Origin of the sequence: Salinigranum rubrum, from assembly GCF_002906575.1 — an archaeon.
In the GTDB taxonomy this organism is placed as follows: Archaea; Halobacteriota; Halobacteria; order Halobacteriales; family Haloferacaceae; genus Salinigranum; species Salinigranum rubrum.
Genome location: NZ_CP026309.1, coordinates 1,174,874 through 1,198,800, shown reverse-complemented (window position 1 = coordinate 1,198,800; position 23,927 = coordinate 1,174,874). Strand labels below are relative to the sequence as shown.

The 23,927-nt window shown below is 59.2% G+C and carries 38 protein-coding genes; 28 read left to right on the top strand and 10 right to left on the bottom strand.

What is annotated here, in order from left to right:
• Nucleotides 1-37: 37 nt before the first annotated feature.
• The 3 genes from C2R22_RS05835 to C2R22_RS26165 all read right to left on the bottom strand — a co-directional run bounded on the left by C2R22_RS05835 (nucleotide 38) and on the right by C2R22_RS26165 (nucleotide 1,322).
• Nucleotides 38-283 (bottom strand): hypothetical protein, encoded by a 246-nt coding sequence (locus C2R22_RS05835; RefSeq protein WP_103424925.1) that lies wholly within the window; start codon nucleotides 281-283, stop codon nucleotides 38-40.
• A 165-nt stretch (nucleotides 284-448) separates the two neighbouring features.
• A complete protein-coding gene (locus C2R22_RS05830; protein WP_103424924.1) occupies nucleotides 449-793 on the bottom strand; it encodes a hypothetical protein in 345 nt (114 codons plus the stop codon).
• Between the two features lie 319 nt (nucleotides 794-1,112).
• A complete protein-coding gene (locus tag C2R22_RS26165) occupies nucleotides 1,113-1,322 on the bottom strand; it encodes a hypothetical protein (RefSeq protein WP_103424923.1) in 210 nt (69 codons plus the stop codon).
• Between the two features lie 213 nt (nucleotides 1,323-1,535).
• Between C2R22_RS26165 and C2R22_RS05820 the strand changes: the two genes are divergently transcribed.
• From C2R22_RS05820 to C2R22_RS05790, 7 genes are all read left to right on the top strand, one after another.
• Complete coding sequence (locus tag C2R22_RS05820) at nucleotides 1,536-1,814, top strand: hypothetical protein (protein ID WP_103424922.1); 279 nt, start codon at nucleotides 1,536-1,538, stop codon at nucleotides 1,812-1,814.
• On the top strand, nucleotides 1,811-2,128 hold the full coding sequence (locus C2R22_RS05815; protein WP_103424921.1) for a hypothetical protein: 318 nt from the start codon (nucleotides 1,811-1,813) through the stop codon (nucleotides 2,126-2,128). The genes C2R22_RS05820 and C2R22_RS05815 overlap by 4 nt, the downstream gene beginning before the upstream one ends.
• A gap of 163 nt (nucleotides 2,129-2,291) precedes the next feature.
• A complete protein-coding gene (locus tag C2R22_RS05810; protein ID WP_103424920.1) occupies nucleotides 2,292-2,582 on the top strand; it encodes a hypothetical protein in 291 nt (96 codons plus the stop codon).
• Nucleotides 2,575-3,036 carry a hypothetical protein gene (locus C2R22_RS05805; RefSeq protein ID WP_162562394.1) on the top strand — a complete coding sequence of 154 codons (462 nt, stop codon included), beginning with the start codon at nucleotides 2,575-2,577 and terminating at the stop codon, nucleotides 3,034-3,036. Before C2R22_RS05810 ends, C2R22_RS05805 begins: the two co-directional genes overlap by 8 nt.
• Complete coding sequence (locus C2R22_RS05800; protein ID WP_103424918.1) at nucleotides 3,029-3,226, top strand: hypothetical protein; 198 nt, start codon at nucleotides 3,029-3,031, stop codon at nucleotides 3,224-3,226. Before C2R22_RS05805 ends, C2R22_RS05800 begins: the two co-directional genes overlap by 8 nt.
• Complete coding sequence (locus C2R22_RS05795; protein WP_103424917.1) at nucleotides 3,223-3,711, top strand: hypothetical protein; 489 nt, start codon at nucleotides 3,223-3,225, stop codon at nucleotides 3,709-3,711. Before C2R22_RS05800 ends, C2R22_RS05795 begins: the two co-directional genes overlap by 4 nt.
• 59 nt (nucleotides 3,712-3,770) lie before the next feature.
• Nucleotides 3,771-4,205 carry a PH domain-containing protein gene (locus C2R22_RS05790; RefSeq protein ID WP_103424916.1) on the top strand — a complete coding sequence of 145 codons (435 nt, stop codon included), beginning with the start codon at nucleotides 3,771-3,773 and terminating at the stop codon, nucleotides 4,203-4,205.
• A 14-nt stretch (nucleotides 4,206-4,219) separates the two neighbouring features.
• Here C2R22_RS05790 and C2R22_RS05785 read toward each other — a convergent pair whose 3' ends face one another.
• Nucleotides 4,220-5,017 carry an FxLYD domain-containing protein gene (locus C2R22_RS05785; RefSeq protein WP_103424915.1) on the bottom strand — a complete coding sequence of 266 codons (798 nt, stop codon included), beginning with the start codon at nucleotides 5,015-5,017 and terminating at the stop codon, nucleotides 4,220-4,222.
• Nucleotides 5,018-5,190: 173 nt separating this feature from the next.
• Here C2R22_RS05785 and C2R22_RS05780 point away from each other — a divergent pair, with 173 nt between their 5' ends.
• A complete protein-coding gene (locus tag C2R22_RS05780; RefSeq protein ID WP_216824800.1) occupies nucleotides 5,191-5,451 on the top strand; it encodes a hypothetical protein in 261 nt (86 codons plus the stop codon).
• A gap of 1 nt (nucleotide 5,452) precedes the next feature.
• Here the strand turns inward: C2R22_RS05780 and C2R22_RS05775 are convergent, their stop codons facing one another.
• The gene (locus tag C2R22_RS05775; protein WP_103424914.1) at nucleotides 5,453-5,638 is read right to left on the bottom strand and encodes a ribbon-helix-helix protein, CopG family; all 186 of its coding nucleotides are present in this window, start codon (nucleotides 5,636-5,638) and stop codon (nucleotides 5,453-5,455) included.
• Between the two features lie 160 nt (nucleotides 5,639-5,798).
• On the opposite strand from C2R22_RS05775, the gene C2R22_RS05770 reads away from it, so the two are divergent.
• From C2R22_RS05770 to C2R22_RS25825, 9 genes are all read left to right on the top strand, one after another.
• Nucleotides 5,799-5,996 (top strand): ribbon-helix-helix domain-containing protein, encoded by a 198-nt coding sequence (locus C2R22_RS05770; RefSeq protein ID WP_103424913.1) that lies wholly within the window; start codon nucleotides 5,799-5,801, stop codon nucleotides 5,994-5,996.
• 73 nt (nucleotides 5,997-6,069) lie between these two features.
• Complete coding sequence (locus tag C2R22_RS27380) at nucleotides 6,070-7,350, top strand: PadR family transcriptional regulator (RefSeq protein WP_394342380.1); 1,281 nt, start codon at nucleotides 6,070-6,072, stop codon at nucleotides 7,348-7,350.
• Nucleotides 7,350-7,529, top strand: coding sequence for a hypothetical protein (locus tag C2R22_RS05760; RefSeq protein ID WP_103424912.1), 180 nt, complete (start codon nucleotides 7,350-7,352; stop codon nucleotides 7,527-7,529). Before C2R22_RS27380 ends, C2R22_RS05760 begins: the two co-directional genes overlap by 1 nt.
• Complete coding sequence (locus C2R22_RS25830; RefSeq protein WP_216824799.1) at nucleotides 7,526-8,050, top strand: hypothetical protein; 525 nt, start codon at nucleotides 7,526-7,528, stop codon at nucleotides 8,048-8,050. Before C2R22_RS05760 ends, C2R22_RS25830 begins: the two co-directional genes overlap by 4 nt.
• Before the next feature lie 97 nt (nucleotides 8,051-8,147).
• On the top strand, nucleotides 8,148-8,318 hold the full coding sequence (locus C2R22_RS24910) for a hypothetical protein (RefSeq protein WP_162562393.1): 171 nt from the start codon (nucleotides 8,148-8,150) through the stop codon (nucleotides 8,316-8,318).
• A complete protein-coding gene (locus C2R22_RS05750; protein ID WP_103424911.1) occupies nucleotides 8,319-8,498 on the top strand; it encodes a hypothetical protein in 180 nt (59 codons plus the stop codon).
• Entirely contained in the window at nucleotides 8,498-8,674 is a 177-nt protein-coding gene (locus C2R22_RS24905) for a hypothetical protein (RefSeq protein WP_162562392.1), read from the top strand. Before C2R22_RS05750 ends, C2R22_RS24905 begins: the two co-directional genes overlap by 1 nt.
• Before the next feature lie 168 nt (nucleotides 8,675-8,842).
• Nucleotides 8,843-9,070 carry a hypothetical protein gene (locus C2R22_RS05745; protein ID WP_103424910.1) on the top strand — a complete coding sequence of 76 codons (228 nt, stop codon included), beginning with the start codon at nucleotides 8,843-8,845 and terminating at the stop codon, nucleotides 9,068-9,070.
• Nucleotides 9,071-10,570: a ParB/RepB/Spo0J family partition protein gene (locus C2R22_RS25825; protein WP_216824798.1), complete on the top strand. Its 1,500-nt coding sequence runs from the start codon at nucleotides 9,071-9,073 to the stop codon at nucleotides 10,568-10,570.
• 130 nt (nucleotides 10,571-10,700) lie between these two features.
• Here C2R22_RS25825 and C2R22_RS05730 read toward each other — a convergent pair whose 3' ends face one another.
• Complete coding sequence (locus C2R22_RS05730; protein WP_103424908.1) at nucleotides 10,701-12,002, bottom strand: tyrosine-type recombinase/integrase; 1,302 nt, start codon at nucleotides 12,000-12,002, stop codon at nucleotides 10,701-10,703.
• 133 nt (nucleotides 12,003-12,135) lie between these two features.
• Between C2R22_RS05730 and C2R22_RS27660 the strand changes: the two genes are divergently transcribed.
• The 8 genes from C2R22_RS27660 to C2R22_RS05685 all read left to right on the top strand — a co-directional run bounded on the left by C2R22_RS27660 (nucleotide 12,136) and on the right by C2R22_RS05685 (nucleotide 19,039).
• Nucleotides 12,136-12,357: a DUF7563 family protein gene (locus C2R22_RS27660; RefSeq protein ID WP_103427582.1), complete on the top strand. Its 222-nt coding sequence runs from the start codon at nucleotides 12,136-12,138 to the stop codon at nucleotides 12,355-12,357.
• Between the two features lie 130 nt (nucleotides 12,358-12,487).
• A complete protein-coding gene (locus C2R22_RS05720) occupies nucleotides 12,488-13,060 on the top strand; it encodes a DUF488 family protein, N3 subclade (RefSeq protein WP_103424907.1) in 573 nt (190 codons plus the stop codon).
• Nucleotides 13,061-13,486: 426 nt separating this feature from the next.
• Complete coding sequence (locus C2R22_RS05715) at nucleotides 13,487-15,169, top strand: DUF7845 domain-containing protein (RefSeq protein WP_103424906.1); 1,683 nt, start codon at nucleotides 13,487-13,489, stop codon at nucleotides 15,167-15,169.
• 555 nt (nucleotides 15,170-15,724) lie between these two features.
• Nucleotides 15,725-16,045 carry a hypothetical protein gene (locus C2R22_RS25820; protein WP_216824797.1) on the top strand — a complete coding sequence of 107 codons (321 nt, stop codon included), beginning with the start codon at nucleotides 15,725-15,727 and terminating at the stop codon, nucleotides 16,043-16,045.
• Nucleotides 16,046-16,319: 274 nt separating this feature from the next.
• Nucleotides 16,320-17,126, top strand: coding sequence for a hypothetical protein (locus tag C2R22_RS24900; RefSeq protein ID WP_162562391.1), 807 nt, complete (start codon nucleotides 16,320-16,322; stop codon nucleotides 17,124-17,126).
• A 618-nt stretch (nucleotides 17,127-17,744) separates the two neighbouring features.
• On the top strand, nucleotides 17,745-18,401 hold the full coding sequence (locus C2R22_RS05695; RefSeq protein ID WP_162562390.1) for a TrmB family transcriptional regulator: 657 nt from the start codon (nucleotides 17,745-17,747) through the stop codon (nucleotides 18,399-18,401).
• A 113-nt stretch (nucleotides 18,402-18,514) separates the two neighbouring features.
• Nucleotides 18,515-18,784 carry a type II toxin-antitoxin system HicB family antitoxin gene (locus C2R22_RS05690; protein ID WP_103424902.1) on the top strand — a complete coding sequence of 90 codons (270 nt, stop codon included), beginning with the start codon at nucleotides 18,515-18,517 and terminating at the stop codon, nucleotides 18,782-18,784.
• Between the two features lie 3 nt (nucleotides 18,785-18,787).
• Nucleotides 18,788-19,039, top strand: coding sequence for a type II toxin-antitoxin system HicA family toxin (locus tag C2R22_RS05685; protein ID WP_103424901.1), 252 nt, complete (start codon nucleotides 18,788-18,790; stop codon nucleotides 19,037-19,039).
• A 147-nt stretch (nucleotides 19,040-19,186) separates the two neighbouring features.
• Here the strand turns inward: C2R22_RS05685 and C2R22_RS24895 are convergent, their stop codons facing one another.
• On the bottom strand, nucleotides 19,187-19,519 hold the full coding sequence (locus C2R22_RS24895) for a hypothetical protein (protein ID WP_162562389.1): 333 nt from the start codon (nucleotides 19,517-19,519) through the stop codon (nucleotides 19,187-19,189).
• Between the two features lie 218 nt (nucleotides 19,520-19,737).
• Here C2R22_RS24895 and C2R22_RS05680 point away from each other — a divergent pair, with 218 nt between their 5' ends.
• Nucleotides 19,738-20,415 carry a hypothetical protein gene (locus C2R22_RS05680; RefSeq protein WP_103424900.1) on the top strand — a complete coding sequence of 226 codons (678 nt, stop codon included), beginning with the start codon at nucleotides 19,738-19,740 and terminating at the stop codon, nucleotides 20,413-20,415.
• Between the two features lie 47 nt (nucleotides 20,416-20,462).
• Here C2R22_RS05680 and C2R22_RS05675 read toward each other — a convergent pair whose 3' ends face one another.
• Nucleotides 20,463-21,281, bottom strand: a complete 819-nt coding sequence (locus tag C2R22_RS05675; protein ID WP_103424899.1) for a DUF429 domain-containing protein — start codon at nucleotides 21,279-21,281, stop codon at nucleotides 20,463-20,465.
• Between the two features lie 75 nt (nucleotides 21,282-21,356).
• Between C2R22_RS05675 and C2R22_RS05670 the strand changes: the two genes are divergently transcribed.
• A complete protein-coding gene (locus C2R22_RS05670) occupies nucleotides 21,357-22,139 on the top strand; it encodes a hypothetical protein (RefSeq protein WP_103424898.1) in 783 nt (260 codons plus the stop codon).
• 2 nt (nucleotides 22,140-22,141) lie between these two features.
• Here the strand turns inward: C2R22_RS05670 and C2R22_RS24890 are convergent, their stop codons facing one another.
• Together C2R22_RS24890 and C2R22_RS27375 are read right to left on the bottom strand one after the other, a co-directional pair.
• The gene (locus C2R22_RS24890; protein WP_162562388.1) at nucleotides 22,142-22,795 is read right to left on the bottom strand and encodes a hypothetical protein; all 654 of its coding nucleotides are present in this window, start codon (nucleotides 22,793-22,795) and stop codon (nucleotides 22,142-22,144) included.
• On the bottom strand, nucleotides 22,792-23,055 hold the full coding sequence (locus C2R22_RS27375; RefSeq protein ID WP_103424897.1) for a winged helix-turn-helix domain-containing protein: 264 nt from the start codon (nucleotides 23,053-23,055) through the stop codon (nucleotides 22,792-22,794). The genes C2R22_RS24890 and C2R22_RS27375 overlap by 4 nt, the downstream gene beginning before the upstream one ends.
• A gap of 663 nt (nucleotides 23,056-23,718) precedes the next feature.
• Here C2R22_RS27375 and C2R22_RS05655 point away from each other — a divergent pair.
• A complete protein-coding gene (locus C2R22_RS05655) occupies nucleotides 23,719-23,919 on the top strand; it encodes a hypothetical protein (protein ID WP_103424895.1) in 201 nt (66 codons plus the stop codon).
• Nucleotides 23,920-23,927: the final 8 nt, after the last annotated feature.

Here is a 23,927-nt window from a genome sequence, read left to right as displayed (position 1 = left end):
GGACAATACTGTCGGATAAATTCTGGTGTGGGAACCCTCATGGGTTCGTTCCTCCTTGTTCACCGTTCCGCAGCACGCCCTGGGGCAGCGTCTCGGGGTCGCCACCGGCTTCGGTGACCGCGTCGCCGAGGTGGGCCGGACAGCGGTACGTTGAGACCCCGTCGTCGCCGTCCCAGACGTAGTACCGGGCGTCCGCGTCGCACTCGTTGCACTGTCGCGGCGCGTTCAGGTCCCCGAGTTCGAGGACGAGGTCGACGCCCGGCGTGTCGAGGCGTTCAACCATTGGCGTTCTCTGACATGATAGGCGGGCCGAGAGGTTCATATCTCACCTGCGTCTCTCTCGTCGTGCCGGGGGAGCGGGGGGCGCCCTGCCTTCGTCGTTCAGTGTGCTTGGTTCCTGAAACTCGGCCCTCCCGTCCCGGCATCCACCATGTTCTGGAGCGGGTCATCAGTCGACCCACTCCGCACCGGTCAGGTTGATGATCGGCTCGCCGTCGTCGCGCCACCCGAGGAGTATCACGCCCACTTCCGCGCCGATATGCGACGCTTCCGCGGTCCGGTGTTCGATTCGGGTACCGCTGTCGGTTGCTCTCGTCGCCTCGACGTGGATGTACTTCTCGTCGTCGACGATCTCGGGCTTGGTCCGGAGCGTACCAGGGGTTGTGTCGTCAGTCATGGGTTCTCTGTGGTCTGTCGAATCGGCGTTCGCCTGCGTGCGGATGACGCCGTAGTTGTTCTCGTCTCGTTGATCGTCGTCTGAGGTCGTGGAGATTCGGGTCTTGTCGTTAGTCATAGCGCGATAGTCCACCCACAGACAGGGCACTCCAGATACCGGTCTGTCTGCTCGACGTCGACAGGACCGTGCGGCGTCTCTTGGACGTACCACTTACCAGTGTGGTGCGTCACACGGCGCATTCCGCGTCCCATCGGGTCCGTGTCGGCACACCCCTGCGGGCACGTGGTGTCGGTCTCTTCGAACTCGTGGCGAGAGCCTGTCGACGTGCTACTCATCGTCGGTCTCCTCGAAGAAGTGGCTCGGTGGTTCGCTGATGAAGTGATGCTTCGCGTCCGCGCGGTCGTCGAACGTTTCGTCGCAGGCACGACATCGGAAGTCAGGCATCGTCGTCGTCCTCGCACACGACCTCCCGAAGCTCCGCGAGAAGGTCTGGGTGATGTTCTTTGAGAACCTCGACATCCCGAGTTAGTTCGTCCTCGATTCTGCGTCGGATGCGTGACGTCGCTTGGTAACGACGGTCGCGGCCGTGTTCGCCAGCGACCTGCTCGCGCTCCGTTTCGGTAAGGAGCGCGCGAGTTTTCGCCATACGGCGCGGTTTTGTCTGCGACATTATGGGATTTGCTAACCTCCACGGATATGTACTGAGCGCATTTACTAATAGTTAGCGTATATTAGAACCTTAGCACAAATGCTAACCTTTATGATGTTAGCAAATATACTAAGAAGTACGAAGGAAGCGGCGACGGTCGCAGAACGCGGCCCGGTGCTGGAACACCGATGCCGCTTGCTTCGCGCAACCATGCAACGAAGCATCCGACAGTCCGCGTCCGCGGACCATGAACCCACCGGCACGAGCCTCATCGGCATCGACGCCGAGGGGTCCGAGCACAGATTCGACCATCAACGCAACGCGGTCCTGGTCATTCGCCCCGGCGAGGCCGACAACAGCACGTACGGCTGTGAATCGGTCGACGCGTGGGCCGAGAAGGTCGCCGACGCCTGTGGTTGGGACGATCTCCGCTACGGCGAGTCGCTGACGACCACGATTGACCGTGCCTTTCGAGGAGACGACGCATGAGCACCCAGTCCCGTAGCTTCCCGACCGCCGAGGCGACCCGCCGCCGCGCCTTCTACGGCTCGTTCGCCGTCGCGTTCGTCGGCGCGGCCGAGTGGGAGGTCGAGTCCCGTGCCTCGGGGACCGAGTACCGCGTCATGCTCCGCGACGGCCGCTTCGAGTGTGACTGCCCCTCGTACAACTACGACGTGATCCACGGTCCGCGCGACCACTGCAAGCACTCCCGCTGTGTCGCCGCGGTCGTCAACGACGAGGTCTGCCCGCACTGTACGATGCCCCGCTGCCGGCCGTCCTGTCCAAACCGGAGTGACTCCTGATGAATCCATTCGACGACCGATACTACGAGCCAACGAGTACCGACCTTCCCGACGGCTGCGTGTACTGCACTTCATGCGGGACTGTCTACATCTGGACGAAAGGTCGCGACTGTCCCACCTGCGCTCTCGCTGAAGCCATCGAACAACTGCAGGAGGACTCCCGATGACACTATACAGAGTCAAGACCGTCAACCCGGGCGCGAACAGCAAACAGACGACGTGGGTCCGCGCGACTTCGCGACGCGATGCCGAGCAGTTCATCCGTGAGCAGTACTCGCGGCACTACGTCGAGAGCGCGACTCCGTTCGAGACCGCGCCCGAAGATGCGACCGTCCACACGACCACGGCCGCGAAGACTGAGGACAGACGCCCGGAGCGCTCGGAGCCGGCGGACTTCGGCGGTGGCGAGTCGACCGGCGTGCAGGACCTCCTCGGTGGTGATGACGATGAGTGACGTTGAGAACTCGTTCCAGATCGGTGACCCTGTGATGGACGCCGCACAGGGCCGGCCGATGGTCGTGCTCGACGCGCCCGACGAGACGGTCGCCGATTGGTCGGATGCGAACGGCTACAACCTCACCTCGAACTACGCCAACAGCAAGTTCGGCTGCACCGACGACGAGCCCGTCGTCGAGTGTGTCTACGTTTCCGACGTTCGGTCGGAGCCGAGCAAGACCTATACCTTCCCAGTCAGCCGTATTCGGCTCATCGACGTCCATCACGCCGACGACGGCCGGCGGGTTGGGGCGCGAGCGGTTCGGGCGTTCCTCGTCGAGGCGTTCGTCGTCGCGACGGCCGAGGAGCGCGAGGCGCTGAAAGCCATCTGCGAGGCCGCGGGCTGGGCGTCGGTCAAGGACGAGGCGCTGGAGTTCGCGAAGGCCGCCGGAGAGGTGCCCGAGTATGTCTAAAAACGCCTACACCGTCGAGTACACCGACGTTTCGGGCGACCGCCGTCGTGTGGAGTTCGAACCTCGCGCTGGTGACCTCGGTCACCTTCGCATCGAGTCGGTGTACGAGCGCGGCCGTGGCACGTGGCGAGAGGTCGGCCGCGAGATCGTCTGTGATGTCGCTATCGACGGGGCGCAGGTGGTTGCATGAAGGTCTACGGCGTTCCCATCCCCGACTCGCCTATCGACCGCCTCTTCGCCGCCGAGGCGGTCCCCGAGTTCGCCATCGAGACCGACGACGGGATGGGATTCTGGTGCTCGACGTGCGAGGTCCTCGACGAGACGAAGGCACAGCTGTACCACGAGGACGCGGGCTGTCAGCACTACGGCGACCACGGCCGGCGCGTCTACGGCGAGGACCCGCCGTGGGGTGACTGGACCCTGTCCCCCTCGGCACTCGAAGATTCCAACGCCGTGCTCGTCATCGAAGCGGCCGTGAAGCGCTGTCCTCGCGGAATCCGTAACGGTGGTCACATGGGGGCGATGTGCCAGTGCGGGAACCAGGACGAGGACCTCGCGGAGGTCATCCACGACGCACCCTGTCCGCTTGCGCACGCTGACCACGGCGCGACGACGCGGACGATGCCCGGCGTTGATCTCGACCCCGAACTCGCGACCGACGGCGGCGAGCGGTAGCCGCGAACAGTCTCATTTTCCCCCGTAGCTTTACTTGTCAGTCATGTATAGCGTCGCCCATGTCCGATTCTGAGGCAACGCTGACACAACAGGTCAGCGGGATTGATCTGTTCGAGGACGAAGAACTACTCCACGATCTTCGGCCGTCGTGGGCCAACTGGTGGAAGAGTCTTGTGCTGTATAGTGTGCTCTCGCTGTTCACGCTCGGACTCACACTACCGTTCTTTGCGATCCCCTACCTGCAGCGCAAGAACACTCGCTACATCGTCACAAACGAACGCGTGGTCAAGCGGTCGGGGTTGTTCTCCACTTCGACGAGTGAGTACCGAATCACCGACATCCGTGAAATCCACACCGCTGCGTCGTGGGGCGAACGGATGATGAACGTAGGGACGGTCAGACTCTCGACAGACCCGCGGGACTCAAACCTAACACTTGGCGGAATCTCGGATCACAACGACGTCGCGAGGTCAATTCGGTCAGCACAACGCTGAGGCGGCGACTCCTTTCACAACGCGTTCGTCGTCAAGAATACCTGATGAGACTGTGCGTTCCGGGGGTGCCACGACGTCCCGAGCCACTGGACCTCGAATCGCCACGATTCGCCACTCGGGAGATCGGTGATGTTCGTGTAGTTCGAACCGAGAACCACGTTCTCGGAAGCCATGAACAAGACGGTCGCTTCGAGGTAGCTCAGTGGCCCCGGTCGGTTGTTGGTCGCACTCCCCGTCACGAACGTCTCACGCTCGGTGATCTCCAGCTGCGACTCGTCGAGGCTGACGTCGTCGGGGTTCGTCTGTGGCCCCACCGCGTTGAACTCACCGAACACCTCCGTCCGAGCGACCTGCGAGGCGTCGCCAAGCACAGGTACCACGGCCTGCCATGTCGCCCCGCCCGGAAGCGCGGCCAGATATGCCCGTTCGGTCGTGACGACCTCGTCCGCGTCGTTGTAAAACCGTGCCCGAAGCTCGATCTGCCCGCTCATCGCGTCGGCTTCGTTGATGACGGTCGCTGCGGCGTAGGTCGTCGTCGAGAACTCACCCTCCTCGCGTTCGAGCGACTGCGCCGTGATCGTGATCTGGGCTTCGCCGGCCGGGGTCGGGGTCCCAGTCGGTGTTGGTTCCGGGGTTTCAGTGGCCGTCGGTTCTGGTGTCGCCGTCTGTGTCGACTGTGAGCCACCGCTGTTTTGGTTCGATCCCCCGTCAGCTGCGGGCTCTGGTGTCGCCTCCGTTTCGACGTCCTCGCTTGCCGAACACCCCGCCACACCCGTCGCCCCACACATGACGAGAAACTGTCGCCGGTTCATGACAACAAACGATGTTTTCGGTGTGACGTAAGTGTTCGGTCGAGGCTTAACCAACATCGCCGCCTTATCTACACGTCGTGTTGGTTAAGACCAAGGAACCCGGTCCACTTTCACTTTCACTTTCCTCACGAGGCTCCTGATTATACGCCGACACACCATCGGAACAATCCGCAATGCCAGACGGTGTGGAACCAACGATTGTCGTCGACCTTGATGATGAGACCCAACGACGGGCGTTCCGCTGTCCACGCGGCCACGCCAACTGGGAGCCCGTGAATCATCACTGGTGGTGTGAGTCCTGTGCCCGGCGCTGGAGCGTCGACGCCGAGTTCTCGCTCCTGGTCGACCACCGAGATCGGCAGCAGTACCGCAGAGAAGAGGTGTCGCTCGTCTACGGCGACGGCGAGCCGTACAAGGAGGCCGCCAGTGACTGAGTCAGTCAGCCGTCTGCGTCAGCGCGTTCGGATTTCCCTCTTCCGCCCCCTTACGTTCGTCAAGATATTCATGAATGAGTTCGCGGAGCAATTCAGACATATCCATATCCTGCTCAGCGGCAGCTACTCGAAAATCCCGTTTCACATCTTGGGTTACGCTTGTCTGAATCCTCTTGTCACGCTTCATGCTGGACTGTGGTGCATTGCATCACATAACGATTGCCCCAATGGGGTAACCAAATATGTCGTGATACCACCCAGCGGGGGTGTTCATATTTGCTGAAATGCCCCACTGCACCAGTACACCAACACTTATTGTGGTGCATTGCATCAGTGAGGTGTGATGCATGAAGTATGACGATCAGATTACCACGCGTGTCGACAGCGACACGACCGAACGCGTGGAGAAGTTAGCCAACGATTGCGGCGTGAAAAAGAGCGCCCTCATACGGCAATTGCTCCAGACAGGCCTAGAGGTGGCCGAAAAGCAGGGCGTTTCAGAACTGGCCGCAATCGATTCAGAACCAAAACAACCCGCTGACTAGCCGAAGCTCGGTCCCGGGGCCCTGAGCCTAACCAGTTCCCGGGAGCGAGTGGCTGGCTTCGCAAGATACACTAATGGAACCCAACGAAGCCGCCGGAGGAGAGAACCTCCGGCACGAAGAAGGCACCGAAGACGACGACTACGACGCGGAAAAGGCTATCCACACCGAGTGGACGCTGAACTGCCTCGACTGCGAGTTCACCGACGACATCACCGTCGAGGGCCACCCCCACGGGGGTCCCCCGAAGGAGGTCGAGCACGCCGTCGGGCGACACAAACACACGACGGACGTCTCGCACATCGTCCGCGTCGCCGGACGGCGCGTCAGCCGCGACGACACCATCGACCCGACGCTCGTCACTGACGGCGGCCAGTCCACCTGCCGCGGCTGCCACCAGCCGCTCGCCCGCGAGGATATGCGCCGCGTCGACGGCGAGTGGTTCCACCACGAGTGCACGCCCGACGACCGTGCGCACGACCTGGAGTTCCGGACCGACGGTGGCGTCACCCGTCCACGCCCCAGCGAGTGGCCGTACGAAGCGGTCGTTCACGGGGCCGACCTTCGGCGTGACTGTCTGGCGCTCACGGCGAACGGAAAGCCCTGTTCGTACCAGGCGTACTCGGGTGAACACCTCTGTAGCACGCACCAGAACGCGAGCGACCCCGACGTCGTCGCCGGCGCTCACCAGTGGGCCCGCGTCACCGATGACGGTCGCACGGTCGCCGTCTGCGTCAACTGCGAAGAGGTCTGGGAGGGTGGAGCGCCTGCCATCGCCGTCGAGTGTCCCATCTGCGGCCGGGGTGTCGGTGAGCGCTGTCGCATCGAGCGGTCGGGGTCGGCTGGGGCGAACGCGCCGATTCCGCCCCACCCGGAGCGCCGACGCCGGGGGTGCGAGGCCGTCGACGGGTACACGACGTGCAGAGCCGCCCCCGATGTCGATGTCGACGACGAGCAGAAGCAACTCGTCACCGACGGTGGGCAGGTCCCCCACGGCCAACTCCGCGAGGAGTTGACCGCGTTCCAGCGGGACACGCTGTACGTTCTCGCCCGCGACGGAGCTCAGTACGGTCTCGCCATCAAGCGGGCGCTCGAAGACCTCTACGGGCTCGACGGCACTGCGAACGACGAAGTCCATCACGGGCGACTCTACCCGAATCTGCGTGAACTCGAAGACCGCGGTCTTCTGGAGGTCGGGACGCTCGACAAGCGGACGAACGAGTACGACCTATCCGAGGCCGGGCAGCAGTTCGTCCGCGAACTCGCACAGACCTGGGTCGGCGCGACCGACCGCATCGACCGCACCGACCAGGACGTAATAGACCAGGCGGTCAGACACGCGGGAGGTGACCGGTGATGGCACTCCGGCCGGTCTTCGATACGCCCCTCTCGTACCAGGCCCGGTGTGGGGGCTGTGACGCCCTCATCGGGATGTCGAACAACTACTGCGGGCAGTGCGGTGTCGAGATCGACTGGCCCGTGGACGAGGAGACGGGCGACGTCCCGCGGCACCTGCTCACGGGAGGCGACCGATGACTGTCCACGAGTACAACGAGCCCGAGGTCACGGCCACCGACGGCCTCCGCGGGCCCAACGACGAGTACTACTACTGCGACATCTGCTCGACCGAGTTCGAGACGCTCGTCGCTCTCATCGAACACCCCTGTGCGGTCTACCAGGACACGCCCGCGGACCACTACGTCACCCAGGACGCCTACGAGAACGGGGCGCAGCTGGTGACCGACGGCGGGCGACCCGTCCACCGTGCGGACTGCCGCGACTGTGCGTGGTCCTACAGCGACACCGACCAAGTCGACGTCTCGGACGAACTGGAGCGTCACGCCCGGAAGGAACAACACGACGTCCGGTTTACGCGTGCCGTCGCGACCGACGGCGGAAGGGTCCGTCATCCCGGCGGCGGCATCGAGACGCTCGCCGGCGTCGGTGACCAACACCCTCCCGAATGCGTGGCCGGACGGCCGGACTGCCCGGGCGTCGGCGCACCGGGTGACGACCTGCCCTGTCTGCAGTGCCTAAGCGAGGGAGGTGAGCCGTGATGCCTGGGCCTCGGTGGTGGTGGGTCGAGCGCGGCGTCATCCTCCCCGGCGAGGGCGACGTGGTCGCTCGCGACGTCGACCGGCGAGGTGAGCGGCGATGAGTGAGTCCGACCACTCTGCGTGGGACGCCATCGTCGACCGCGCGATGCAGCAGGGCGACCGCGGGGAGGTCCGGTGGTCCCAGACCGTCGCGGGCACCCCCTGCCTCACCGACGACCACGGCTGGGTGTCCGCGCCGCACCCGCTCGACCTCGGGAGGTGGCGGTAGATGCGCCGGCTCGCCGTCGACGTCGTCCTCGCGGCCGTTGCGTCTGTCTACGGTGTGTGGGTCCTCCAGACGTCACACGCCGTGCCACCCTACGGGGCGAACGCGGGGGCGGCGCTGTTCGTTCTCCTTGGCCTCGTCGCCATCCACCAGGCGCGCGTCGTTCACGGAGGTGCCGAGTGATGCCGGCCTCGGAAGCCGACCGCGTCGACGCGGCCGTCGAGGACGCGCTCAAGTCCATCGAAGCCGGCGACCTCCGCCTCGTCGCGGTCAACTGGGCCGCTGAGAACCACGACGTCGAGCATCGTCGTGAGGACATCCACGAGCGAGTGCTGGAGGTGACTGACGATGATGAGTAAGCAGACGAACTGCACGGGAGGGTGCAGTTCGACGTGGGAGGTCCCCGCGAAACGGGGGGCGTCTGCGGGACCCCGACAGCTTACTCAGGGGGTTGAAGGGAAAACATTCCGCCTAATCGTTAAGGTACCCCGGACGCCCGGCCGTCCAGATGGCGGGGGTGTCGCGGCATGATCGGCCGGGGGCCCGACGGGAATATCCACACCTGGCGCTGTTCGGCGCGAGAGCACTACCGCCTCGGCGGGCGAGGGCTGTTGTGCTGGCTCCGCGCTGGCTGGGGAATCCTTCCACGACGATTGCGGGCGGTACTGGGCGCCTGCGCCCTCGTCATGCTAGCGTTCGGCCTCGGCGCACTCACGACCGTCCTCGTCTGGTGGCTGTACCAGGGGGTGGTCTGAGTGAGCAATCCGTTCCACGACTCGCTCGCCCAGTTCCGCGGGCGATACGTCCGGGCGGTCGGGACGAACGGCGAGGCCTACGAGGGCTGGGTCGAGCGCATCCACTACCACGACCGCCACGTCGTGCTTCGGGACGCCACACGGCTCGACGACGGGGCCGACGTCGGGCGAGTGATGGTCGCCCACGCCGACGAGCTCGTGGTCGTCGACCCCGAGACCTGGATCGAGCGTGTGGCGCTCGAGGCGATCGACCCGTCACCGTATCACGCTGCGGCGTTCGACGTCGCCCAGAACCGCGGGTACATCAACCAGGTCCGCGACCGCGGCTTCGTCGGCTCGTTCCCGGTCGTCCGGCCGCTCGCCGAGGGCGGGTACGAGGTCGTCGACGGGCACAAGCGCCTGTGGGTCGCTCGCGAGGCCGGCTTGGACAGTCATCCGGTCGAGGTCGTCGACGTCGACGACTGGACGGCCGCCGAGCGCTTCGTCGTCGATCACCTCCCGACCGCCGACCACTTGGCCGGCGGCATCCCGGATGGACTGTACGACCTCGAGACCGCCGCCGAGGCCGTCCGCCGGCTCCAGGACCGCTGGGGCTCTCGGGCGACGGGCCTCCCTCGCGTTGGTGCGGTCCTCGCCGAGACAGCTGACGGAGCGGGCGATGAAGGCGGGCCGCCTCGGGCAGCCCGGTTCGACGAGGCACAGCTCGACACAGCTGTCACGGAACGTCCAGGCACCGTCCGGCGGATGAAACAGCACTCCGCCGACGAAGCCGAGCCCCCGACACCGGCCGCCTTCGAGGACGTCGAGAGTGCTGTCGAGAAGGCACCGAACACCGTCCTTCCGGTGGGAGAGTCGCTGCACGTCTGCGGACACCAGGACTGTGACTTCGAGACCACGTCGAGACGAGGGTTATCGATCCATCAGGCTCGTTCGCACAGCGAAGCGGACGGTGACGACACCGAGCTGCCCCTCGAAGAACGGATCGGGGCTCTCCTCGAAGAACACGGCGAGCTCCCGGGTCGGGAGATCCAGGCTCGCCTGGAGGCATCAGGGTACTGCTGGAAGGTCATCTCGGCCATGCGGGACGACGGACGACTCGAAACCCGACCGGATCCTGAAGACGGCCGCCGCGACCTGTACCGCCTCGCGGACCAGAGCGAGGATCCCGTCCCGACGCCGGCGACGGTCACCGATGGCGGAGCGATCTCGGCGATCACTGAGGCACCCGACACGATCACGCCGGTCGCCCCCGCCGCACCCGACGGCCCTGGGCAGGCCGTCGAACAGCCGCCCCGACCGAGGCCGGAGTGGAGCGACTACTCCGCCGAGAGTGGGACGGGGCGGGTCTGCGGGAACTGCGGGCATCACCTGACGAAGGAGTTCATCAAGGTGTTCGAGAGCGACGAGAGCGCGGCTCGTTGCTGCCCGAACTGTGATGACCTGATTCGTGAGGGCGATGGCACCGTTCGCGAGAAGCGCTGGAAAGCGAGGGACGAGTAACGATGTCTACTGACAAGTTTGTTTCAGACGAACTGACGGATGAACTGACCCCCGATGAGCAGGCTCTGTTCGAGCGGATTCAGTCATACACTGACGACGAGCGGGTGCACCGACTCTGCGAAATCGTGCTTCAGTCTTCGACCGAGAGCGAGGAGGCGAACTCATGAAGCTCCTCCTGATCCATCGAGTTCGGCTTCTCTCGGAGCGTCCGACGGGCTCTGAGGAAGTCCCTGGCTTCGTCAGGATCGCCGGCTTCGGCCGCCTGGTCATCCAAGAGGAGACTGACGCGGTCGAGAAGTTCCTTCGTCTCCAGGTTGAGCGACTGGTTGCAGTGGATGCAGAAGTCACGCTTTCGCGGCGTGTCTTTCTCGCACCGCGGACAGGTGACCGGAGCGACTTCTTCGACCTGCTCCTCCGCGATGTCGAGACCGTGCATCGCCGCGTACTGTTTCTCCTGTGTCTCGCCGGAGAACTTCGCAACGTAGCGGGAGATGACGGGCGAGCCGCGGGCTCGGCCCTGGCGGTCTTCGATGAACGCTTGGGACTTTTCGCGTGTCGCGAGCCAGTAGGCGTTCGACTTCCGGAAGTTCGTCGGCGTCACGGGTTTTTCGACGCCGGCGCGTTCGGCGGGCTCCCGGAACGACTGGAGGAATCGCTGGTAGCTGTATCGATCAGGAGCAGTCAGCTTCGTCCAGAGGTAGTCGTCGCGACTGTCTCCGGGGTGCTCGGAGAGCCACTGCTGGATGAACGGCACAGCGACGATGAGGTGGACGTCGTGCTCGCCCCGCTTCCCGTCGACGCGTACTTTCAACGAGTGTTCACCGTCGGAGAGGTCGCGACGACGGAGGTCGTAGAGTTCACCGCCGCGAAGGCCGGCCTCGAACTGCAACGCGATGAGCGCCTTGTCCCGGGGGTTTCGAGCCTGCTCGATCATGGGCTCAACGTCAGCCTTCAGGTCGAGCATGTCCGCCTCGTCCGGCTCGGGGTCGTAGTCACGAGTGGTCTTCGTCGAGATCCAGTCGTGCGTGTCGGGGATCTCATCGTCACGCGTGACGTGCTTCGCGAAGAGTCGGAACGCGACGCGATAGTCGCGGTTCGTCTCCTGACTCCCCTCTTCGACGTCGTAGGTGTCGTGGATCCAGCGGACCACCAGCTTCGCGGCCTGCTCCGCCTGGTAGAACGTCTCCTCGTCATCGGGATCGCCCTCGAGCTCCGAGACCAGCGTCTCGTGGAGACAGGTGTCCGCGTGTTCGCTGATTCGGACGTTGTGGCGGAGGAGCTTCTCATGCCGATAGTGACCGTAGTCCTCGCGCCGGACTTTCAGTTCGTCGCTGAACTGCAGGAGGAGTTCCCGGTCCCGGTCGCACCCCCCACGGCCACCGTTTTGCAGCTTCCTACGGAGCGTATCGACGGACTGCTTGGGGGAGGTCACACGCTACCCACAGGTCGTGGGATGGTAAGGGTTTGGCTGAAAGCCCTCCACCGGCTTGGAAGTTCAGGTTCAAATCCCTTCTTATACCTTCAACTCCTCCAGAGACCTCTCTGTCTGAGGGGTGGTCGGCGTGATGTCGCTCGGTGTCGAGACACCGGACTCGCGGTGTCTCCACTGTGGTGCTCACGTCTCCCCTGCATTTGCACGAGTCCACGGTGACAACCAAGATCGAGCACACCGCTGTACACGGTGCGATTCGCACATCCGAATTGCGAAGGGAAGTGCGGCTGGGCTCGCTGTCACGGTTCCTGATCCCGAAATAGCCGAAGGCCGCCACGGTGGTGATTCCTCGTGAGCCACGCGTGGCTCTTCGAGGTTCGTTACTTAGGGGAAGAAGGAGCGTCCCGAGTCCGGTCCACCAAACCGGTGCGAACGCCCGAGTTCGCGTCAGGAGCACCCTCAGAGGAAAATGGGGGTGAACGGCCGTGAGCGTGAGAACCACGTATTTCGCCGCGCTGTCTCACGGGCACGTCGACCCTGCCTCCGATGCTCATGTTTTCGGGGTGGTTCGAAAGTCTACCGATTGGATAGACGAGATTGTAGACAGAAATGTTCCGGCCGTCGCGCCTCCCGAGGAACTCCTCAAATCGTTCAAGAAAGTCGAACGTGCCGCGGAGGAGAACGACGAAAGACACCCCCAGCGCGTCGCGTGGGAGTCCGTGGGGTTCGCTGAGCGGTATGAGTCGCATCTCGACACCCCCGGCGTCTCACAGGTGTTCAGCGCCCTCAGAGAGACCACCCAAGAGAATACCCTCTGGCTGGTCTGTTTCGAGCGCGATGAGCGCTGGTGTCACCGCCGTCTCTTGGCTGAGCGACTCCGCCTCGATTACGGAATCCCTCAGCGATCACATCTCGATGACGCGTGCGAGCCCGACGAGCACGATCTCGTCTCCCCTACGAACCGGCCCGCTCGCGTGTACTGTCGCTGTGGACTGAGCGCCCAAACCCTCGATACGTATCTCCGTCACCTCGGAGGAGACCTCAATGTCGGACGGTGAGGCCCCGTTCGAAATCCTCGACGAGGCAGACGCGGTCACCTCCACTGACCAGGACTCGATTACGAGTGGGGTAGATCAGTCGGAAGCCGACGCACTTCGACACGAGTCCAGAACGACTGGTGCGGACGTTCCAGACTCCGAGACGCAAGGAGAGACACCACGAACGACCTCGAAGTGGTCCGCACAGTGTCGGTACTGTCGACGAGAATTTGAGGCCACAGCTGACGCGCTTGCTCACAAGGGAGAGTGCGAATCAGAACCGATTGCTGCGTGTTGCTACTGCCAACACGTGCACGTCCGCCACCGGGACCCCACGAGCACCTGTACTCGTGCGAGCGGTTCCAGACCGCTCGCGAGCGGGAGCGCCGGAACACCCGCGCTCACGCGCATCGAGGGCACGACTCCGACCCGCTCTCCGGTCTGTTCGTGGATCCTCAGCCACACGAGTTCGCTGCGTACCTCAAGTGGGACCTTTCGGAGAAAATCGACAATCCGCTCCGGTCGTACTTCGGGCTGAACTCACTCCAGAAGGAACACGACTTCGAGCAGCACAGTCGTCTCAAAACGTCAATTTCGTTCGACGACTCGGAGTGGACTGTCGAATTCGGATTCAAAGAGTGCGGAATCGCACCACGGGACGATTCGGGATTCCGCCTCGAAGAAGTGCGTGAGTACCTGGTGTACGTCTACCCCGGTGCGTACGATTCGTGGTCTGATGCAGCTCAGGAAGCGAGACAGCGCGTCTACTATCGCATCTCTCCACGATGGCCCGATATCGAGACGAAGGAGGGAATCAAACCGATGTCGAATCCGTGTGGCATCGAGGGGTTCGACGTCGAAGTAGACGGGTCGAACTTCCACTTCTCTGAGTACCCTGAGGTACTCCAGGAAGCACTTGCTGCGCTCAGTGAGCGACAAGGCTTCCGGTTCACCTCCTATACGCCTATCTGTCCGGAGGATTTCGACCCAGAGTCGCTACACGAGTCCTCGAACATCGTTGACGCCGAGTACTACGTTCGAGTCGATAAGGACGAGACAGGGCAGGTATACGCGTATGACGGGACCCTCCACCGGATCTCGTTGTTACTCGCGTCTGACCGCGACGGGTACGCGAAGACCGTGCGCGACGACCGCGAGTGCGAGGGATATTACCACACGGCCACAATCGGATCCAAGCGCGCGGCCGCGCTGATCGGCGGTCACACGCTCGCGAAGGAGTTCAAGCACTACCACATGCGGAACCCGGATGCAGTGGAGGGCACGCCGCTGGAGAATCCCAAAGTCGCAGTCGCGTACCAGAACTCGAAGAACGACGACACACTGTACTGGTCGGACCTCTCCCGATTAGAGCGCGAACTCGATGAGGGATTGCTGAACCTCCTGGAGTGGTCGGGAATCCCAATCCGGCCGGATCATCAAGTGTTTGTCGCGGACGACTACTTCGAGCCGAGCGGTTCGCGTCGATGGCGGAAGATCCTTCGAGAGCAGCTACCGCGTATCCAAGATCGACAGGAAGAGTACGTTCTCGGAGCGACGATGAACGCGGCTCCGACCGACGCGGAGATTCTCGATCAGCTGCTCACCGATGGCGGGAGAGTGTCACCGCAGGACTTGATGGAATCTATCGGGTGCCACATCGATACGGTGTACACGGCGCTGAAGCGACTCTCTTCGATTGTTGAACACAACTACGGTGAGGTGAAACTCCGCTCGAAGTACATCGCTCAGGAAATCGTTGGGCGTATTGAGAGCGTCCGTGACGGACTCGCGACGGATTTCGAGGGAGCGCTGGGCGATCTCGTTCGGGCGGAGACGTACGAGGGTCGGGAAGACCCGTTCGTTGAATGGCTGAACGACTGGGGCGGACGCATCCAGGAGCGCGCGGACGAGCGTGACCTCCTCGACGTGGGGTTCGAGTTCGGGAGTCGGCGTTCTGCTATCGAGGTGCTCCGGTCGGGGGCGCTGAAGTGGGCTGAGGCGTCCGGTAAGAAACTCTACCGATTCGGGAACCAGTACGATGCGCGCTTCCGAGTGAAGGGAGAAGGCGCGAAGTACGTCGAATCGGTGGAGATGCTCCTCGGTGGGAAGGTGCATTTCGCCACCGCCTGAGCGGGTCCTGGAGAGAGGCATCACTATCAGTCGGTCGAGAAACCAGCGGGTTTCGCTGCTTTTTGGCAGGCGTTCACGTCCGCTCGGACGAGATCGAGACGCGGAGTTCCTCGAGCTGGGCAGCCCCGCGACTCCGAAGCCGGGGTGACCCCCCGACTTCTCCGTTAGATGTGTCCGTAAAGACGGACATGCGGAAAGGACGACTCGCGCCTTCGGCGCTCACCGATATGACCGCGACCGCACGGGGGTCGGCGCGCTTATTCGCGCGCCTCGATTGCTGGAGGTGATCGAACTCGCTGAGATGGGTGAATTTCCTCTCTCGAATCGGATATGTTGGCTTGCAGAAAAAGGTAGATTTGAAGGAGAATGGGGGGTCCCCCCTCACCTGACCTTACGTACGCGGGCGCGTGTACCGGTTCAGGATTTTTGACGAGTTCGAATGGTCACCGATTTGGTAGATAATCCGAACACCTCTATTGCTCGCCATCGAGATGCGTTCAGAGCGTATAGACGGGACCTATCTTTATCATGTACCGGGTGGGCGAGGGTAGTGAAATGGCAGAACTAGTGAAAATCAGGAAGCTTGGCGAGAACTCCCACGGTGCGAACGGCGGAATCACGCTGCCGAAGGACACGCTCCGGCTCGAAGGGTTGATCGGACCCGACGGAGATCTGGTTGAGCACCCTCACGTGCACGTGCGTTACGAGGGAAACGGCGAGTGGCACGTCGAGCGCGTGGACATGGACCGCTTCCCTGACCTGCAGAAGATGGACAACGGGGACATGAGCATCTTGGAGTCCGAACAGACCGGAGAGGAAAGTGATGAGCAGCTTGCTCGGCGCGAGAAGCTACGAGACCCGCCAACCCGTCTCTGAGCGTTGACTCATGGGGGGGACTCAAATATATTTACCGTCCTCGACTTATGCAGCAATGCTCTGTCCCGCCCTTTTCAGAGTACATGGGTTCCGATTACTCCGAATAAGACTTCCCTTCGATCACCGCAACGAACCACCCCAAGGCAATTTATCAGCATTCAATCTCTACGGTATCACGTGCTCGCATCGTTTGATGCATACTCTCACAGTTTTAGTATCAGTCTGATTATTAGAAGAGGAATACCTATTCCCAACTTGTACGATTGACCAAGAGATGCTCAAAGAGCACGTTCCAGATCGACATGCCAAGAACTATTTCGTGCTCAAATTCGTCAGCTTCCTCCTTTTCGGGGTTAGTATTGCGGCGTACATTCTTTTTCGATTCACCGGACTGGATGTCGCTGAAGTCCTTCAAGCAATCAGTATCGTCGTCAGTATCCTCTTGACAGGTGCCCTCATCGTTCTCTATCGAGACCTAAGTGTAATTCAGGGAGACCAAGTCAAGATAATGGAGGCCTCCTACACGCCTATAGTCGGAATTACGGGGTGGGAAATTGCACCAGATGTCCTGGAAGATGATCCTCCAGAACCCTTTGACCGTCTAAGATTAACTCTTTCCAACCAAGGGAATTCCCTGGCCTGTGATCTTCGAGTGATGTTCGCGATCGCCTATGATGCTGAAAAGCTACCATTCGAAGTCTGTTCCAAGGAAGTTCCGGTTAATCGCGTTAAAGATCAGTTCTGGTGGCATTCGGATATGGGCGGGGTTCTTCCAGAAGATACCACCGAAGTTGATTTCTATACCACACCGACTTTCTTGCTTTTGAATGAGGACGGTGAGGAGATGATTCGATTTGATGAGGTGGTAGAGAAACTTGCTAAAGCTGATGTTGAAGAGGCGCGACTTGCTCTCTCCCTTCGATATCAAAATGCCGCTGGCGACGAGGCTGAGATTGATTTTGCGACATTTAATGTAGATATTGAACGGTGTAAGGAGCGCGACAGCAGACTGAAATATGCGAAAAGGGGCGCTCTGTCTAGTGCTAGTGGAATCAGAGAGCAAGCTCGAACAGTAGAATAGGATACTTGGAAGGCTGACTCACCTCTACCCACTCTCGATATTGATCTGAGGGAACTCAAAGCGAGGGGTCGCACGTCGAGAAACGACGAAGCCCATCGTTGCACATCGATGTCTCAACCAGGTGTGCAACGAGCGACGAATTGACCCCCGACTAATCCAGTACTCTGCCTCGATCACCCGCTCACCTCACTCTTGTTTAAATATGTGCGAGATTTGAGTCACCGACAGAACCTAGGATCAGCGGAGGGTTGTGCAACCAGCGATGCGAATCCAGAAGACGGAAGCTCGCGAGCGTCGGTGGAAGCATCTCCGAAAGGCGACCGATAGAGGTCACACATCAACTGCCCTCGATGAAGCGGCGAACTACTACCTTCGGATGCGGGGTAACACTGGCGCGTATCCAGCAGGTCTACTCTCTGAACTCATTACTCGCGCTGAAGACGAAGGGTCACTGACTGCAGCAGAAATCGTCGAAATACTGGACTGCGACGAGCTACCGCTCAGTTATGAATCAAAATGGTCGGTGGGATAGATTGGAGTGCGACTGAGTATACGGGTGAATTCATCTTCTCGACAATCAACCGGAACAACTTTCTATAATTCTTGGAATGCTTCCATATGGACGGACTTGGGCGTGAAACAGTTGATTCGCTTGGAACAACGCTTGACGATTTGGTGGCTATTGGTCGACTTCTCGACTCACCCCGATTAGCACACATTTGGTTCACCCTCCACGTTGAGGGGAACATTGTAGTCGAAGAAACAGATAGTAATCGCTTCATGTGGAATGGACTCACCGTATCCGAACTTTCTGAGTATCTCGCAGGGGAGATCCCTCAGTCAACGCTCTACAGCGACATGAACGAACTTGAGGAAATTGGCGCAGTTTGGGTCGAAAGTGACGGTCAGCCCACGGGATATCGTGCGCGATTCTTCCAAGCCGAGGCAGAGAATATAGACAAAGTTGGTGAGAGCGGCCTCGTTGGTCCACAGATTATCGGTCTCATTGGAGAGGCATTCACCGACGATGCAGTTCAGAAGTTCGTTGAAACATACGGCCACAGTATGCTGAACGATGCACTCCAAGTCTACATCGGTTCCTTGCTTGGTGACCTGAATAGGAGCTTTGTCGAAATGTTCCCTGAGGTAGAGACGGATGATCTCGAAGCTATCGTCCCTGCAATAGAACGAATTCTCTTAGAAATGAGCCGTGATCCGCGATGGGGTATAGATTATCGGGACTCACTGTCGACGCCTGATGTGGTCGAAGAATAAACCTCATACTCAGAGAAATAGAGGATAAGCGTCCCTATCGATTGGACTCAATTCCTGTCCAATCCAGACCCGTGCCGAACGCTTATACCGCTCATCGCGTACAATAATGTACCATGGCCAGCTCAACGCGAGACGGAGACTCCCACGAAGAGGAAATCCGCCTCTGGCGTGAGGACGACTGGTGGATAGCCAGAGACGTCGAGACTGGTGTCACCACCCAGGGCCCGTCCCGAGAGACCGCACTCGCCAACCTCGACGAGGCGGTGGCTCTCCACAACGACGAGATCGGGCGAGAGCCGACTGATAAAGAACTCCGAGAGATGGGTATCGACCCCGCGGACAACACCACCGGTGATCAGGCCCCACCGGACGTTCTCGAGTAATCGATGGGGAGACGGACGTTCTCTGGCAAAGAGGTAGTGAAGGTACTGGTCAACGTCGGAGGGTTCGAGTGGCGACGAACGACCGGGGATCACGCCCAGTTGTACTACAAGCATCCGACCAATGAGGACGACCGCCGACGGGTTACCGTCCCACTACACGACGAACTTAGGACGGGAACCCTTCGGGGTATCGCTGAGAGCGCCGGAGCGCAGGATTTCGACGCATTCTGTGAGTGGGTCGATCGCAACGCGTAGCCTTCTGCAGTTTCGGCTCTGTTGAACTCCTTAGTGCTTGACAGAATTCGCGTGAGACATACAGAGGGATGAGTTCAGCAATCGGAGGCCATTCGTTTCACGCTATTCAGAGAGAAACAACCGGTAAACAGGGCGTGCGTATGTTGTTTACTCAGCTTCGCCTACAATCGCTACTTGACGAATTATCTCGAGTTCGTCACCTCGCAATTCGCCCCAGTAAATCTCTCCATCTTCGTTTTCGAACAACTCTGACCTCCCACTCCCCAGACCAGTTGTGAACTCAACAACTGCGAAGTATTCCCAACCTTCGTTCTGTAGTCCACGAACATCTTGGTAGTCAGCCGATCGAATGGGAGCAACTTCCGAGGCCTTCGCCTCCCAGAACGAGTTTTCTTCATCTTCGCCATCCCGGCGAATCTGGAATTCGATTTTACATTTGTCTCCACTAGCGTACGGCTCTAAATCGATTAGAGAGTCCACTCTTGGTTCTACTCACCAGCCATAATTAGTGCTTTCACTGTACGATGCAATTCAGCCACTGTGATTTGGAGAGTGTTCGTGTGACCGACTTGCGCCCTGTATTCAGCACGGCCTCAAATAAACTATCAGCGACTGAGGATTTTAACGGAGCCACAGTTTCACTTTCACCCTCCGCGCATGGCTTAGCACTATTTACAATTCGTCCAGAGTCCTTCTCGATGGAATCACCAGTTGCAATCCTGCCACTCGACAAGGCGAGTCTCGTCTATCAGCATCCGACAGACGAAATTTTCCTGATTCACACCGACGGCGAAATCGTCCGTATCCTTCGCAAAGAATCAGGCTACCACGTCCAGCGTCGGAACGAATACTCGGTCTCGTGGTCCGCAGGGCCGTGGTTCGAGCGGGCCGGAGATGCACTCGAAGCCGCGGCCGACATGCAAGCGTTCGGCTTCCGACGCGGTGGAGTCCCCTCGAACCTACTCGAACGGAGCGGGATGCTCGAAACGGCCCCAGTGGAGATCGAGCCGCTCGACCTCGGAGGAATCATCGTCGACTGGTCCGAGCAGCTGCCGGTGACGCTCCACATGACGACTGGCGAGTACTGGCGGTTCCGCCACGAGTACGACGCCGAGGCGTACCTCCTCGAACACCGAGCCGATGCTGCCGATTCGTGGGAAACCATCGACCAGCGTCACCGCGATTATGCTACCGGCGACGCGGCGGAGATGCTCGCTGAGCATGTCGGTGTAGAATTGGTGGCTCCGCCGATGAGTGAGAAGATTCGGGAGCATCTCGACGGTAGGGAGTTAGAGCTAGCGGAGATCGACAACCACAAACTCGACGATGCAGCTATGGAGCGATTTGGGATGCAGGGGGAGACGCTGGATTTCTAGTGTTTTTGAAGAGGTTAAGATACAATTGTCACCATGAAAGCGAGTACTCACACAAATATTTGCCCTTCAATGGCGGCTCCGTTGTTATCCTTCGGGAAATCATCCTGGAGGGCATTTAGTACTGCATAGGCGGCAAATAGACTGTCGTGAGCGTCATCCGATTTTCGACATATGTCGCGGATTGAATTGTTGATTTTGACACCTCTGTTCCGAAGTCCATCAACATTCGACTCCCGGCGCTCCTTCGACTTCGGTTGGTTCTTGTATCCTTGTCTATAGAATCCCAGTAAGCTCAACGTGGCCGCTGGATACACCTCTATCAACCAAGGACTTTTATTAACGCGAGTTTGGAGTGGTAGAGCTCTAGCACCGCCCTTCGTGATTAATGGAGCTAAGAGGTCACGTTGGCCATATAATGTCTGATATTGAATCTGCGGACTATACGGGCACTGCCCCCCGTACTTCCAGTCCGTTTCACGGCGAAGATATCGAGCTCCTGTAGCAGACTCAGCACGCCCAACACGGTTTTTACGAAACCGTTCGGCCGAATGATTGTCGAAGTAGTTTTGAAGTGTATCTAAATACTCGGGCCAAGTGTTATCGCCGATAACCGGTTCTGGCAAACTAAACGGAAAATCAAACCCAAAAACGGCAGATGGATGGGATCTAACTAAGTCTCTGAGTTCGTTGTAGACGGTATCACGACTCGGGTTGGAAGAGAGATTAAATCGGTCAATGGCCGAGCGACAAGACTCGATTTTAAACCCACCGGTATTATACCGTGCCTCCGTAATCCAAATGCTTCGCCCTGGAGTTTGAGAACCGCTAAAATCAACACCAAACATGTGGGTCCGTGTTAGGGACATACCACACTCGTTGAGGCCAATCTTATATATTTTGAGGGAATGTCTCTTTAGCAATCATCTCTAAGAAGCCAATCAGTGCGAAATCTCCGATCACTATCTATTGTCTTCGTAATCGCGGGAGTTCTCGCTCTCGTCCGTTTTACGCTACCAACAAACACGCAGGTTGCTCTCGCGTTCAACCACCAGAACCCCTCCCTCTACGCCCTCTGGACATCGGCACTCGTCCACGAGAGCAACGCCCACCTCTTCAACAACCTCAGAGGCTACCTGCTCACCGCTCTCCCGGCGTACGCCGCCTTCGCGCTCCTTGATCAGCGCCGAAAATTCTGGGTGACCACAGTCGCGTTCCTGGTGATTGTCCCGCCACTCGCCACAGGACTGAGCTTTCTCGTCTTCGACTACAAGGGAATCGAACTCATCTACAGCCGGGGATTCTCCGCAGTCGTCGGTGCGTACGCGGGACTCGCAATCATCGCCGGTCTTCAGCTCGTTGAGGAAGCTCCGAACACTGAGATAGGATACTATATTTGCGCCAACTACGGGCTTGTTCTCTTCGCTGTCTTCGCTCTCGAATTCCCCGATCTCCGGTTACTCTTCGGGATTCTGTTTTTCGTTTCGGTCTTAGTACTCATCTGGGGGTTCCGCAGGGAGATTGTGGCCGACCCGACGGAGGTGGGTACGTGGTTCAAGGAGAATACGGTCGTTGGAGCCGTAAGCGTGGTTGGGTTCTTGTCTGGGGTGCTTATCGTACTGGGATTATTCCCTAGTGAGGTGGCGCAAGGGGGGACCCTAGTGAACTTCGTTGGACATGGAGTAGGGATTATCTTTGGATTACTGGCTGGACTAAACGTACTCTAGTTTCATTCATCTGGTTTCTCATCTTCCTGAGACATCGAACGTCCGCAGTCGGGACAGTGATTCTCGTGACCGCTTAGTAGACTTCCACAGTCTGGGCACTGATCATACCTGAATCGCTTTGCACAGAGTACAAGACCGTATAGAGAACTCACGGTCATGATTGCGGGGGTAGCATACCATATGTCAAATAGTATCGCCCGAGTTTTGTCCCAAGTAGTTGCATTTTCCAAGTAGATAACCTGAATGGGTTGATATTGTAGTATCGAATCATCAAGTGAAAATGTCTGTTGCATTGAAAAATATATGATGCCACCCAGCACAGCGAATATAGCAAAAAATACTGTTAATTTGAATAGATTATCCACGTGGAATTCGTCAGAAAAGGTTTCCGAATGTGCATCAGTAAGTAAATTTTTTGATATCCCAATTATTTTTTGATAACCAATTTGAGCGACCCATGTCCCAGCTAATCCAATTATTGCAGTTGGGAGGATTCCAAGTGGACCTGTCGGGAAGATCGAGGCAATAACCGCTACATGTACAACGGCGATAACTGCATAAATTACGATGAGTAATGCAAGTGATGCCGTAACTAGACGAAGCAAAAGTATTTGTTGGTCGATTATTTGATTAATATTGGTGTCTTTGTTAATCATTCAATGTGGGATAATTCTTCGGCGTCGATCTCACCCTGCAGGTACTGCTCACCAGTGTTAGTTATTCGGTATACACCATTGCCAAGATGTTTCAACAACCCGTAACTGGCGAGCTTTCTGCAGCGCTCGCCGATGTACTGGCGAGTAAATCGAACAGATCCGCTATCCTCCATTTTTTTAGGCGTACTTGTTTCAGTACTCGATAAATATTCTAAGATTCGGTCATCCGCAATCGTCATCCAATCCGCCGAATATCGCATTAGAGCGAATCCCACCTACAAGACGATGGAGCCTTTGAATAGTATCTATAATTTCTAAAATAGTGTATATATTTTTAAGTAAACTATATCTTACTACTCGCGTGTTTGACCTGTACGGTAGCTACACGCGGACCTGACCATCGGTTGGGTCCACCTGAGAATGAAGCGGACCCAGTGCTGGGACACTGACCCGCTGTGGCTCCCGTATTCAGGTACGGAAGCATGAACGCGAACGCTACGCGGGGTATTGAAAGCCCCGCCCGACCGCACGCACCGACTACTGAGCAACCGTTTACTTTCACCGACAGAGTCACCGATTTCTCCGGGACCGTCCCCAGAATCGGCCCGTTTCACTTTCACTCACCGCGTTTGGGTTCCGCCTTTTAGGGGGAGTCCATCAGAACTGACCGCGATGAGTCGGCAGGTTATCGAACTAGACGATGAAGTTGACCGCTGGAAGTGGGTGTGCCCGAAGGGACACCGTTCGTGGGAACCGACGAACCACCACTTCTGGTGTGCGAAGTGTGCAAGCCATTACGAAGCGGACGGCGTTTTCCACCAGCTGCGGAATCTCGCGACGGGTGACCTCTACGAGCGCGACGAAGTGGAGCTACAGACACCCGCCGGTCCCTACAGCGATCGATTCGGACAGGAGGGATCGGCGTGAGCGACCTCGACGAAACGACCGACATAGACGAGTACGTTGAAAAGAATCGCGAGAGCCTCGTTCGAGTGCTTCGACACTCGAACGATACCTACGCCCGAGCGTGTGCTTGGGCGCTCCTCGACGCGGGCTCTGACCCACCGGACATCGAGCAACTCGAACGTGAACTCCAGACGCTCAAGCAGGAGGGGTCCGCGTGATAGACGCC